The 12,342-nt window shown below is 68.3% G+C and carries 9 protein-coding genes; 5 read left to right on the top strand and 4 right to left on the bottom strand.

Features of this window, described 5'->3' with window-relative positions:
• Positions 1-16: 16 nt before the first annotated feature.
• Positions 17-757 (bottom strand): LGFP repeat-containing protein, encoded by a 741-nt coding sequence (locus tag IEY88_RS14555; RefSeq protein WP_189155213.1) that lies wholly within the window; start codon positions 755-757, stop codon positions 17-19.
• Positions 758-765: 8 nt separating this feature from the next.
• Positions 766-2,802 carry a hypothetical protein gene (locus IEY88_RS14550; RefSeq protein ID WP_189155212.1) on the bottom strand — a complete coding sequence of 679 codons (2,037 nt, stop codon included), beginning with the start codon at positions 2,800-2,802 and terminating at the stop codon, positions 766-768.
• 111 nt (positions 2,803-2,913) lie between these two features.
• On the opposite strand from IEY88_RS14550, the gene IEY88_RS14545 reads away from it, so the two are divergent.
• Genes IEY88_RS14545 through IEY88_RS14535 form a run of 3 tightly spaced genes read left to right on the top strand, consistent with a single transcriptional unit; the run spans position 2,914 to position 5,728 of the window.
• Positions 2,914-3,285 (top strand): response regulator, encoded by a 372-nt coding sequence (locus IEY88_RS14545; protein WP_189155211.1) that lies wholly within the window; start codon positions 2,914-2,916, stop codon positions 3,283-3,285.
• 47 nt (positions 3,286-3,332) lie between these two features.
• Positions 3,333-5,054 carry a histidine kinase gene (locus IEY88_RS14540; RefSeq protein WP_189155210.1) on the top strand — a complete coding sequence of 574 codons (1,722 nt, stop codon included), beginning with the start codon at positions 3,333-3,335 and terminating at the stop codon, positions 5,052-5,054.
• On the top strand, positions 5,042-5,728 hold the full coding sequence (locus tag IEY88_RS14535; RefSeq protein WP_189155209.1) for a LuxR C-terminal-related transcriptional regulator: 687 nt from the start codon (positions 5,042-5,044) through the stop codon (positions 5,726-5,728). Before IEY88_RS14540 ends, IEY88_RS14535 begins: the two co-directional genes overlap by 13 nt.
• 1,007 nt (positions 5,729-6,735) lie before the next feature.
• Here the strand turns inward: IEY88_RS14535 and IEY88_RS14530 are convergent.
• Complete coding sequence (locus IEY88_RS14530; RefSeq protein WP_229693382.1) at positions 6,736-8,181, bottom strand: recombinase family protein; 1,446 nt, start codon at positions 8,179-8,181, stop codon at positions 6,736-6,738.
• Positions 8,182-8,320: 139 nt separating this feature from the next.
• Here IEY88_RS14530 and IEY88_RS14525 point away from each other — a divergent pair, with 139 nt between their 5' ends.
• Complete coding sequence (locus IEY88_RS14525) at positions 8,321-8,602, top strand: hypothetical protein (RefSeq protein ID WP_189155208.1); 282 nt, start codon at positions 8,321-8,323, stop codon at positions 8,600-8,602.
• Positions 8,603-8,702: 100 nt separating this feature from the next.
• Here IEY88_RS14525 and fxsT read toward each other — a convergent pair whose 3' ends face one another.
• Positions 8,703-11,132 (bottom strand): FxSxx-COOH system tetratricopeptide repeat protein, encoded by a 2,430-nt coding sequence (gene fxsT, locus IEY88_RS14520; RefSeq protein ID WP_229693381.1) that lies wholly within the window; start codon positions 11,130-11,132, stop codon positions 8,703-8,705.
• Positions 11,133-11,645: 513 nt separating this feature from the next.
• On the opposite strand from fxsT, the gene IEY88_RS14515 reads away from it, so the two are divergent.
• Positions 11,646-12,335: a DUF7822 domain-containing protein gene (locus IEY88_RS14515; protein WP_189155207.1), complete on the top strand. Its 690-nt coding sequence runs from the start codon at positions 11,646-11,648 to the stop codon at positions 12,333-12,335.
• The last annotated feature ends 7 nt before the right edge of the window (positions 12,336-12,342 follow it).

Below are 12,342 nucleotides of genomic sequence, written 5' to 3'. Positions count from 1 at the left end.
CCTTCTGCGGCCGCCGTCAGAAGCTGTCCGCGTCGAAGAAGATCGGGGCGCCATCGTCCGGGCCGGTGATCTCCACGGCGACGGCGCCGTTCTCGGCGCGTAGCGAGCCGTTCTCGAAGCTCTGCACGATGGCGGCGCCGTCGAAGGTCTCGTCGGCGATCGGGAAGCCGAGTGGACCCGTCTCCTCGCCATGTTGCTGGTAGGCGTGGAAGAACGTCGAGGTCACCAGGAACGCGCCGACGTGACGCTTGTAGGAGATGCGGCTGATCTCGCCGGGTGGGCCGCCTGAGGACGAAAGCCGCATCGCGCCGGTGGTGCCCAGGACCGGGAAAGTCGGCAGGTTGTATTGGACACCGGTGGCCGCCCCCACTTCCACCGCCTTGGCGGCGATCGCGGCGTCGCACTCGTCGAACAGGACGCACTGGTGATCCAGTTTGTTCAACGTCCTCGGCCCGGTGAAACCGTCGACGAAACCGGTGGGCTCGTCGGGCGGGAAGTGGATGTCGTAGTGCTCCTTGTAGTTGAGCACGGTCCGGGTGGTCAGCGGCCCGTAGATCCCGATGACGAACACGGACCGCTCGAGCACCGGCGGACGCAGCGTCTGGGTCCACTGCAGGTCGAACAACGCCTGCTGCACGGGCAGCACAGCATTCGCCGGACTGCCGGGACCGAGCTTCAGCTCACCGGTGTCCGGGTCGTTGAGAATTTCCTCCAGCAAGGCGTTCCCGGCGAAGCGGGGCGACCGGAACACGTGCATGACACTCCTTATGGGACGATCGAGAACTCCTGGCCGTTGGTCGTGACGGCTCGGCCGGTCGTGAGGTCGACGTGCCCGATCGGACCCGCAAACGTGCCGGCCACGCGCGGCGCGGCGCCGCGGAGGTCGACCACCAGCCGCTCCCCGTCGGTCATCTCCGCGATCGCAACCGGCGCGTCGGTGAACCCGGGCACGTTGTAGGTCGCCGCGAGGCCGGGCAGGTCCACCTGCGGCGCGGCCTGACCGGCCGGCGCCAGCCCCTGCCCTGGGCCGGCGGTCCGCAGGAACACGCGGGCCTCGCGGGACTCGACGAGCCGGGTCAGGGGCGCGCGGTTCAGGCGTTGGATCGTGGCGCGGCCCCGCGCGTCGGCGCGGACGATCGCGGGCAGCACCGCGCGGCCCTCGCCGTCGGCGGTGACCTCGATCCGGTGCGTCGGTGTCGTGAGCCGCACGATCTCACCCCCGTCGAGGCCGCCCACCGTCACCAGCTGCGTGGTGAAGCCCTGGGCGCCCTGGACGAACGTGTCCCAGTCTCCTGGGCCCCAGACCATCTGCTGCTGCTCCTCCCACCAGGCCTGCCAGTCCTGGAGGGTCTGCGGTGGCGCCTGCTCGTGCAGGCAGTCGTCGACGTAGATCAGCTCCGGGACGGCTCCCGGCACGTCGTCGTCACCAGGCGGGCCCGGACGGGACGGCACGCCGAGGTCGATCAGCCGCACGCCCCGCGCGGTGCGCACGATCATGCGGATCGGCTCGGTGAAGACCGCCTCGGGGCCCAGGTTCACGGTGAGCTGGCAGGTCTCCTCCTTCGCCCCAGGCACCGGCGCGGTGACGTAGGGCGCGATGCCGGGGGTCAGGAACTCGACGTCCCCGAACCGGCCGCAGTTCCCGAGCAGCACCCGCGCGACCGCGTGCGCGTCCGGACCGGGCGGCACGAAGCCGGTGTCGGGTGTCGCGCCCTGCGAGCAGAACACCATCAGCTCGGGCGGGCCGCCGAAACCCGAGTTGGACACTCGCAGTGTGTCGGTGCGTGCGGGCGCCCCGAGGAACACGCTGCCGGCGATCGTCATGCCGGCTTCGGTCGCGGTCAGCGAGCCATACCAGAACCGCACCCCGTCCGGCGTGCCGAGGCGGGGCAGCGGCCGGTCGAGGGTGAACGACGTGGGCCCGGTTCGCATCCCGCCCAGCGCCGCCGGGTCCAGCGCCGCGGCGATCCCGTCCTCCACGGCCGACTCGACCGCCCCCGGCGCCAGCGGGCCGAGGTCGACATGCACCGAGTAGACGACCGACGTGCGCAGCACGTCGAACGGCGGTGTGGTGAAGGACAGGCCACACCACAGTGTCCCGCTCACCGACGCCGTGAACGGGTCCGGGACGTCGACCTTGCCGGAGTAGTCGATGTCGAGGTTCGGCCGGCCGTGGCGGGGCCGCCAGTGCGGCACGACGGCCGGGCCGGTCAGGCGCGCGTGCAGCGCGTCCGCGATGCCGCGGGACGCGAGATCCCCCATGCTCGCGTCGTCCACGAACAGGCACCAGTCCTCGTCGCCGACGCGCCGGGTGGCCGGGCCGTGCGGGTCGAACCGGACGGCGACGACGTCCTCAACCGTCTCGACCCTGGCGTGCCCCCACGTGCCCGTGCCGAGCGCGGCCAGCGCGGCGCCGAGGTCGAACAGCAGCACCACACCGATCCGGGCCACGAGCCGGTCCACCGGCAGCGCCGTCTCGAGACCGACACACCGCACGGCCAGCTCGCCGCCCTCGACCGCGATCTCCAGCACGAGCACAGCGTGGTCGGCGGGGGTGCGGCTCCCCGGCGGCACGCCGCCCGCCAGCACCTCGTCCCGCGACACCAGGTAGACGTCCAGTCCCAGCCGCAGGTGCACGGCCGCGCCCACCTGGACGCAGCGGGCCGGCATGCCCGAGACGTCGATGTGGTCGATGTGGACGTTCCCGACCGGCGGCGGGCAGAACAGCCGCAGCCGCGCGGACAGCCCGCGACCGATCATCTCGGCGAGGGTCGCCGTGCGGACCTGGAGTTCGACGCTCACCGGTCCAGCCTGCGGCGGCGCGGGTGGGCCGTCATCAGGGCCAGCCCTGAACACCAGATTTAGGTGCGTGCCCGGATGTGCGGCGCGGCCTGCCCGGTCGATCATCGGCGCATGCCCTTTCGTGTGCTCGTCGTGGACGACGTGGCGGCTTTCCGTGACTTGGCACGCCGGCTGCTCGCGAGCGCTGGTGTGCAGGTGGTGGGTGTGGTGGGCACGGGCGTCGAGGCGGTGGCGGCCGCTCGCGCGGACCGGCCGGACGTGGTCCTGCTGGACGTGCAGCTCACCGACACCGACGGGTTCGCCGTGTGCCGCGCGTTGCGTGCCGAGGGTTTCGAGGTGGTGCTGTGCTCGGTCCGCGACGAACGGGACTTCGCCGGCGAGGTCGCCGAGTGCGGCGCCAGGGGGTTCCTGCCCAAGCACCAGCTCTCGGCGGCCGCGCTCCTGCGATTTTTCGCGGGCGACCGGGGTAACGAGATCGGCTGAGCAGACGAGAGTCAGTAAGGAAGGTCGTTCCGTGAGGGGGTCGGCCAGTGGGCGTCACGCACAGCCGGGCCGTCCTGTGGGGACTTGGCGCGGCCGGGGTTGTCCTGGGCACGACGGCGGCCGTACTGAAGGCGGCCGACGGCTCCCACCCTGTCCCGGATGTCGTGCTGACCACGTCGGCCGGCGCGTTGTTCGTCGCGGCCGGTCTGTTCGCGGCGGTGCGGGTGCGGGCGAACCCGTGCGGGCCGCTGATGGTCCTGGTCGGACTCGCGTTGTTCGCCGAGGACCTGCAGTTGTCGCAGGACCCCGTGGTGTTCACCGCGGGCCTGCTCGTCGCACACGTCTCCACGCCGCTGGTCCTCCACCTCGTGCTCGCCTTCCCCGACGGCAGGCTTGAGGGCCGTGCCCCGCGAGCACTGGTGGCCGCGACCTACATCGCGGCCGTCGTGCTCCCCGCTGTCGGCACCCCTTTCGTCGACTGGGCGGGCCGCTTTCCGGCCAAGCCGGATAACCTCCTGCTGATCGTCGACGCGCCCGGCTTCACCACGGGGCTGCTGTGGACGATGAACGCGTGCGGCCTGGTGATCGCCGCCGGTGTCCTGGTCGCCCTGTTGAGACGGTGGCGGGCGCGACCGGCGCTGCGGCCCGTGCTGGTGATGGCGCTCGCGGGCGCGGCGTGCTCGGCCGTGGCGGCCGCCATCGAGCCCACGTACGCGGTCGCGATCGCGGCGTACAAGGTGGCGTTCTGCCTGTGGCCGTTGACGTTCACGCTCGGGATCGTGCGTACCGCCCCGCGGGCGGCGGACCTCACGAACCTGTTGCTGGCGCTGCGTGGCGAGGTCGACCTGCGTGAGCTGCTCGCCCGCACCCTGCACGACCGGTCTCTGCGGCTGGGCGAGTGGGACCCGGTGACGCGGACCTGGCAGTTCCGCGACGAGAACGGCGAGCTGGTGACGTCGGCCCCCGGCGAGCGCACGGTGACGCTGGCCTGGTCGGAGAACGGGCCGATCGCCGCCGTGCTGCGCCGGGACACCACGTGGGACGACCCGCGGGTCCTAGAGGCCGCCGGCACCGTCGTCAGGCTCGTCACCGAGCACCAGCGCAAGCTCGACGCGGACCGTGCCCGGCTGGCCGAGGCACGCCGAACCGGTGTGCGCCTGGTCGAGCTCGCCGACGCCGAACGGCAACGCGTCGAACGCGACCTGCACGACGGGGCGCAGCAGCGGCTCGTCGTGGTCGCGTTGGGACTGCGCATGGCACAGCAGCGGCTGGACACGCGTGGTGACCCGGAGCTGGCCGAGCTGCTGGCCTCCACCGCCGACGGGCTCGACGCCGCGATCGTCGAGCTGCGTGACCTGGCGCGTGGCATCCACCCGGTCGCGCTCACCCAGGGCGGTCTGGTGCCCGCGGTGACCGCGTTGATCGAACGCACCCCGCTGCCGGTCGAGCTGGCCTCGCCGACACTGCCGCGTTTTCTGCCCCCGGTCGAGGCCACCGCGTACTTCGTCGTCGCGGAGGCCATCACCAACGCCCTCAAGCACTCCGGCGCCACCAGCGTGACGGTCACCCTCGACCTCGACGCCGACCGGCTCCACATTCGCGTGTGCGACAACGGGATTGGCGTCCTGAACGGAAGCGGCTCCGGTATCGCCGGCCTCGCGGACCGGGTCCGCGCGCTGGAGGGCCACCTGCGAGTCGAGGGCAACTCAGGGGTGGGCACAGCCGTACACGCCACGATTCCGGTGGGAGACCCGCTGTGCGCGACCTGACCGTGGTGCTCACCGACGACGCCGCGTTGTTTCGCGAGGCGTTGGCAGGTGTGTTGGGGCGCGCGGGTTTCCGCATCCGCGCACAGCTCGGCGACGCCGCAGCGGCACGTGCCGCCATCGCGGAGCACCGCCCGGACCTGGCTGTGTTCGACATCCGCCTGCCGCCGACGCACACACTGGAGGGACTGGTCGCCGCAGCCGAGATACGCGAGTCCCATCCCGACACCGGAGTGCTCGTGCTGTCACAGCACCTGGAGACCCGGTTGCTCCGCATGCTCGTCCGCTCCTCCTCCCGCGGTGTCGGCTACCTGCTGAAGGAACGCGTGACCGGCATCCAGGACTTCGTCGACGCGGCCCGGCGGGTGGCCACCGGCGGCTGCGCGTTCGACCCGGAGGTGGTGCGCGCACTAACCCGCGGCGATCCGCTGGGCAGGCTGAGCGAACGCGAGCACGAGATTCTGTCGCTGATCGCGCAGGGCAGGTCCAACATGGCCATCTGCGAACAGCTCCGACTCACGAAGAAGACCGTCGAGTCCCACGTCCGCAGCATCCTGCTCCGCCTGGACCTCCACCCCCAGCCAGACGACCACCGCCGCGTCCTCGCGGTTCTCGAGTACCTGCGGCCGTGGAGCGAGGAGGCCTACCGGCTCGCGCTGCCACCTCCGCGGACATGAGCCCATCAGGGGTGGGGCCTGGCGTGTCTCCGCGGGGTGGCCTGCCGAGCCCATCAGGGCGGTGGTGACACGGCACCTCGGTCTACCGCAACATGCACAGACATGACCTCACGGAACTGATCACCGTGAAAGCCCGCTCATACTCGCCCACGGTCCTCAATGGACTTGAACGGACCCGCGCCGACCTGCAAGAAGGAGTCCTCGAAGCGTCCTGAACTACGCTCAATCGCGCCAAGCCCCAGGTCAAGGGCAGTGAACGGCTCAGTAGCGAAGGCCGGAGGTGCTGAGCGCTTCGTAGGTCTGGGTGCGCGCGGGTGTGTCGCGGATCAGGGCGTAGTGATCCTCCTGAAGCCGCCCCGCACACCCTCCTCGCTAAAGACATTGATCTCGGTGGCCCGGAATTTGTCAAGGTGAATGAGACCAGTGGGAGTTAGGCGGCTTCTGTGTCGGTCTGCTGGTCGGTGTTGTCGGCTGGCCGGTTGAACCAGACGGTGTCGGGTAGGTCGAGGATCTTCGGTGCTGTGGTGATGCCACCGAATCGGTGCGGGTGACGGGCGCGTTGTGCGTGCCGAGAACTACGTCCATCCAGCTAAGCCGCATGGCGATACTCGTGGATGATTCCGCCCAGACGGTCTTGCCGATCTACGTTGAGACATTCGATCTGATCGGGTTCGAGAGGCTAAGGCCGGTCCCTCAAGGGCGCCGCGCCAGCGAGTGATCGGCGGGTGCGGTGCTCGTTGTAGTGTCGCTCACAATCACCGCACACCATAGACCGATCTGATTCCAGATCAGCCTGCGATCCAACAGTTCGCCGCGAAAGGTCTTGACCCCAATCGATAGAACTTGACGACGAAAGATTGAATCGCGTCGACTGGCCCTCTATACTAGCTTCGAGCTATCCAATAGCGCATGAACACACGAACTGCGCAAGCTTGCTGCATATGGGGACTCAAGTCTCGGACACGGAATTACCCCACGAGCGCAATATTACCCGTGGGGTAATTGCTTTATATAGGCACTTCTGACGTGCCCATCCCCCAGTCCAGCGCTAACGCAGCCTGCCTTGCGGGCGCAGTTCGCGCAGGGTTTCGACTGGTAAGCCGGGATATTAATCTCAGATCAGACCCTACACAGGTGATTTCTAGCCGCAATTCACGGAGTTGTGTTATCAGATCAGACTCCGGAACGTGCCTGCGCTCAATGATCAGTCCTGGGATCGCCTGAAGCATGACGTCCTCGCGGACGTAGGTGTTGGCCGGCGCCTCCGGAGGCCTGGTCGACGCACTGTTGAAGCCGTGCCGGCACCGGTAGGCAGGCCTGCCGTGCACCCAATGAGCGTCCATCCTCCGGTCACACACCCCACATACGACCAGACCAGCCAACGCGTATCCGCGCACCCCGCCGTCCTTGGCCTGCCTCGGTGCCCTGATCCGCTGAATCGCCACGAAGGTCTCATCGTCGACCAGAGGCTCATGAGAGAGCTTCTCCGACACCTCCCACGCCGTGACCGGGTTGCGGGTCACTCTGCCCGCAGCACGACCACCCAGTCGGCCTCCAGGTCCCCTCCCCCGCGTTCCGTGCCGGTTCCACACTTGCCTGCCTGTGTACCGCGGGTTCTCGAGAATCGCCGCGACCGCGGTCACCATCCACCGCCCACCCCGCCGATGCGGGTTGCGTCCCGGATCCGCACTCGACGGACACGGGACACCACGGCTATTCAGCTCGCGGACGATCGACGCGAGTGCACGACCACCCGCACGCTCACCGAACATCCACCGCACCCACGGCGCCGTCGCAGGATCCGGCGCCAGCACCTGCAACCGCCGACCCCACCCGCCGTGCCGAACATTCGGATGCGGGCCACCATCGACCAAGTGGTAACCGTAGGGCGGACGACCTCCGAGGAACCGGCCCTGCTGACTGGTCTGCGCCCGCATCGCCGCCAGCACCCGCTGTCGGGCACGAGCCACCTCCCGCTGAGCCTGCGCACCGAGCAACACCATCAACGCCTGGTGGATTGGGCTGTCCAACCCGACCGGGCCACCAGCCTCGGGTAACCACACCGCGACGCCCAGTTCGTTCAACCGCGACACCACCTCACGGAACTGGTCACCGTAAAACGCCCGCTCGTACTCCCCGATCACCACCGCATCGAACGCACGGTCCGACCGGGAAGCTGCGGCGAGCAACGCCGACGCCTCAGGACGTTCCCACCACGACCAACGACGCGACCGCCCGACGTCGAAGAACTCCACCACCACCGAGCCGACACCATCGATCAACTCGTCCGACACGGCACGCTGCCACGCTCTGGAGGTCCGCGGGTCCTGAAACTCGCTTGTGGACATCCGGCCATAGAACGCGAACCGCACACCTGCCTCGAGCATCGGCGTTGGCACTGGGCGGTGATTTGCCACCACAGCCAGCAATTCGACGTTTGTCAGCACGGTCATCACCTGCTCCTCAGGTCAGAGCCGAGACCTCAACACCGCAGGCGCATGACGAGCCCCGGCTCACCTCCACCCAAATAGCGCAGTCCGCCACTTCCGGACAGTCCTCGCCGACGTTGAGCGCGAGGTCCCGATTGCGCTGATGACCAACCCAGTCACCGGCATCCTCGCGCCCGCCGCGGCGCTCGGGCTGATCGAAGGCATCTGCAACGGATTGGCCGGCGCAAGCCGGTTCGTCGGCGCCCCCTTGGCCAACGACGTCGGGCGCCGCCGCCTGACGGTCAGTGGCTACACCGCCACCGCAGTGCTGTCGTCGCTGACCGGCACCTGTCGGCGTACCGCGTTGTTTGCCCAGTCGTATATGGGTAAAGAAGATGCCCAGAATCGTCGTTCCAACAATCACCCTTCGGGCGACGCCCTGTGAGCCGACGCCACCAGTGTCCTCTCATGCCGATGACAGGACGTTGCTGACGTTGCCGGGGTAGCGCCTGGCGTCGCGCGTCCGTGCGCGGTAACAAGGCTGTTCAGCTGCCCCTGGCAGTTTCCGTGTTCCGGCGGACAACCTTGGTCGTGGGGTGATCGGGACCAAGCACCCGCTCGCAGTCGGTGTGGGTCGCCTGGTACAGCGGGATCGCCCGCCCCAGATCACCCGCCGACTGGTAGGCACTGGCCAGGTTGTTCCGCGAGATCAACGTGTCCGGGTGGTTGGGACCCAGCAACCGCACCTCATCAGCGAGGATGGCCTCGTACAACGGGATCGCCCGCCTCAGATCACCCGCCGACTCATAGGCGCACGCAAGATTGCTCCGCGTGATCAACGTATGCCGATGGTTGAGTCCTAAGACTCGGACCTGATAAGCAAGTGTGGCCTCGTACAACGGGATCGCACGGCCCAGATCACGCACTGAGCGGTATGCGCAGGCCAGGTTATTCCGCGAAGTCAGCGTCTCCAGATGATCAAGTCCCAGCACCCGCTCGCAGTCGGCGACTATGGCCTCGTGCATGAGGATCGCACGGCCCAGATCACCTGCCGCTCGATAAGCGGAGGCCAGATTGCTCCGCGACTCCAGCGTGTTCAGATGGTCGGGTCCCAGTACCCGCTCGCGGTCGGCGATTGTGGCCTCGTACAACGGGATCGCCCGCCCTAGATCACCCAACGATTCGTAGGCGCCCGCAAGATTGCTCCGCGCAGTCAGCGTGTCCGGGTCGTCGGCTCCCAGCACCCGCACCTCATCAGCGAGGATGGCCTCGTACAACGGGATCGCCCGCCCTAGATCACCCAACGATTCGTAGGCGCCCGCAAGATTGCTCCGCGCAGTCAGCGTGTCTGCATGGTCAGGGCCGTTGAGACGGTGGCAGGTGTCGGTGGCGCGGGTGTAGTAGGCGACGGCGGTAACCGCGTCGCCTTGCCCTTCGAGATAGCCACCTAGTTCGTTGAGCAATCGGCTGGTCTGCGTGGTGTCACAGTGGGGCGTGGTGTGCTCCAGCAGAGCACGTACGTGGAATAGGACCATCCGATAGATAGGCCAGTCGGCAGGATTCTCCGGGTGTAGCCCGGCGAGAGCAGCGGTGAGGCTGGTCGTGGTTCTGTCGCGGGCTGTAGCGATGTCGGCGGGTTGTCGGTGGGGGTCAATAGGGTCAGGTGCGCGGGTGACGGCTTGGACCAAACGGTGCACCGCGACGGTGTCCGTGGTCAGGGTGATCATGCTGTAGGCGGCCAGGCGACCCAGTGCCTCGGACAGCTCCGGCTCCGTGATCCCGCCAGCCAGCCTGTTGCGTGGGATGCCGTCCGGTGCGTACCAGGCCATCTGGCGCAGCAGCTGTCCTGCGGCCGGGGTGTCGGTGAGGCACTCGAGGGTGACGTGCCAGACCATCGCCATAGTCCGCTGGGCGTCGGTACCTTCCGCCGTCGCGGTGTACATCCGCGCAGGAGACCGTGCCAGCAGATCCAAATAGGCCTTTGGGGTGATGCGCGTCTGGGCGATGTAAGCGGCTGCCTGCTCAACCGCCAGCGGTAGCCTTCCCAGCTCGGCACATAACCGATCCATACCTGTGAGATCTGCGCTGGGCTGGGCCGCGTGGATGATTCGAGTCATTAGGTCGATGGCTTCGTCAGGGCTCAGCACGTCAAGCGCCACTGGCTCGGCGAGCGTGTGCCATCCCACGCTGTGGCGACTGGTGATCACGACCGTGCCGGTGCGCACACGCGCCAGCAACTTCGCCGCGTCCTTCGGGGCGGACAGGTTGTCCAGCACCAGAAGCCAGCCGGTGTGCGTCGCCAGCCACCGTACGCCCAGTTCGGTGCGCTGCTCTGACGGCAACTCTGCGGTCTGCGGCGCTACCGCTGCAGCCAGCTCGGCCAGGCCCGCGTCCATCGCGGCTGGCGAGTCCGCGATCATCCACCACACCAACGAAAAACGAGTCTCGTGCACCTCGGCGAACCGCGCCACGAGCGTGCTCTTGCCGATCCCGCCTAAGCCATGCACTGCGACCACCACCGCCCGGCCAGTGCGAGCCACCACCGCGTCCAGCCGCCGCAACTCCTCCGACCGCCCGACGAACACTCGCTGCCCCGCCGGAACCCGGCCCAGCCCCGGCACCGCAGCCACCACTTCCATCTCCGGCACCACGACCGGCGGCACCACCACCTGAGTACCGACGATATTGCGCTCGCCGATCACGACCGGCCCCTCGACCGACCCCGCCTGCGCCGCGGAACCGCTCACCGCCGACCCACTGATCACATTCCCCGTGCCCGCAGGGTCAATCTGCGGCGCGGCAGAGGACTCAAGACTCAGTCGCCCCGCCTTCAGCAGGCCATATGCCGACAGAGCCAGGCCCAACGCACCACAGACGCCCCCGACCACACTCGCGATCTTGTCCGCCGACTCAAGATCCACCCACGCCAGAGCGCCACCGCCAGCGGCCACCACAAAACCCGCCACGATCCACATAACCCAGCCACGGCGCGACACACCCACATCATCGCCGCCCCCCGCCAAACGTAACCACGCACGCGCCGCACACCGACGACCAAAGAAATTCCAGGTGAGCCGCCCACGACACAACGTCCGCTCATGCCGCCGAGCGCGCTGGTGTCCTCGAACGGCGGTTCAGGGTGATGTGCGGAAAGGAATCCATAGCCATCCGAGCGGCCGCGCTACGCCAACTCGTCCTCCAGACACCGGCACCCTTAATCGCGGACGCGCTCGGCTTCCACAGCAAGCACGTCACCCGAATCTGGGCCGACGCAGGTGGCGTCTGGACACGCCTACACCCCCGGCGATCACAGCCGGTGAGGTTCACCGTGGAATACCAACCACTCGATCAATGGAGCCTGTCAGCCTCAAGGGCCAACTCCTGTGGGCGGGGGGAAGCGGAGAACGCCCGCGTCTACCCGCAACCGAAACGGACCATCTGTCTCGGCCAGGTCTAGCCCCGCTGCAAGCCCGTCATAAGATCAGGTCGTGGCGAACCGTTCGTACCTGTACAGCACCGCCAACCGGCCGGAGTCCTATGAGGATCGGCCGGAGACGGTCTCCGGGTTGTCGGAATGGCCCTACGCCATCCCGTTCTCCTTCCTGGTGCTCCTGTCCGGCGATCCCCGGCTGTGCGCGTCCCTGATCGCCGACGGGTTCGACGGCGAGCCCCCGGAGAGCAGGACCACGCTGTACGCCACCAGCGGTGAGTTCGACGCCGGGTTCGCGCGGCTGACGAAATTCGCCGCCGCCGTGCGCGCCGTGAGCGACGCCGAAGGCCTGCACGCCGGCCTCGCCGAGGCGGAGCGGTTCCTCGACGCACACCGCGACCGGTACATCCTGCTCGAGACCATCGAGCTCGACACCATGATCGAGAGCGGCGAAGACGAACTGCGAGCGCTCATCGAGGGCCACCTCGACCTGTGCCGGGCGGCCGGCGCGGCCATCGACGCACTGCCCGACGACGCAGCGGCGGCCGGGGCCATGCTCGCCGCGGCAGCGGCCCAGCGGTCGGCGCCGCCGCTGGACGCATTCCACGGGCTCGTGCTGACCGACGACTTCGACAACACCCATGACGACAGGACCGAGAACCCGATCGGCCTCAGCTGGTGGACCGACGTCCTCTACTTCGCGCTGTGGAACCGGGCGGAGTACGCGGCAAACCAGCCGAATCAGTAACCCGCGG

Origin of the sequence: Lentzea pudingi (genome assembly GCF_014646255.1) — a bacterium.
Classification (GTDB): domain Bacteria; phylum Actinomycetota; class Actinomycetes; order Mycobacteriales; family Pseudonocardiaceae; genus Lentzea; species Lentzea pudingi.
Note: the sequence above shows the minus strand (reverse complement) of the source record. Positions and strands in the feature narration are given on the sequence as shown.

What these genes read in the sequence shown, in the direction of transcription:
- IEY88_RS14530 (WP_229693382.1), bottom strand. Translation starts at nt 8,181, where the DNA reads ATGACCGTGCTGACAAACGTCGAATTGCTGGCTGTGGTGGCAAATCAC.
- fxsT (WP_229693381.1), bottom strand. Translation starts at nt 11,132, where the DNA reads ATGTGGATCGTGGCGGGTTTTGTGGTGGCCGCTGGCGGTGGCGCTCTG.
- IEY88_RS14525 (WP_189155208.1), top strand. Translation starts at nt 8,321, where the DNA reads ATGACCAACCCAGTCACCGGCATCCTCGCGCCCGCCGCGGCGCTCGGG.
- IEY88_RS14545 (WP_189155211.1), top strand. Translation starts at nt 2,914, where the DNA reads ATGCCCTTTCGTGTGCTCGTCGTGGACGACGTGGCGGCTTTCCGTGAC.
- IEY88_RS14555 (WP_189155213.1), bottom strand. Translation starts at nt 757, where the DNA reads ATGCACGTGTTCCGGTCGCCCCGCTTCGCCGGGAACGCCTTGCTGGAG.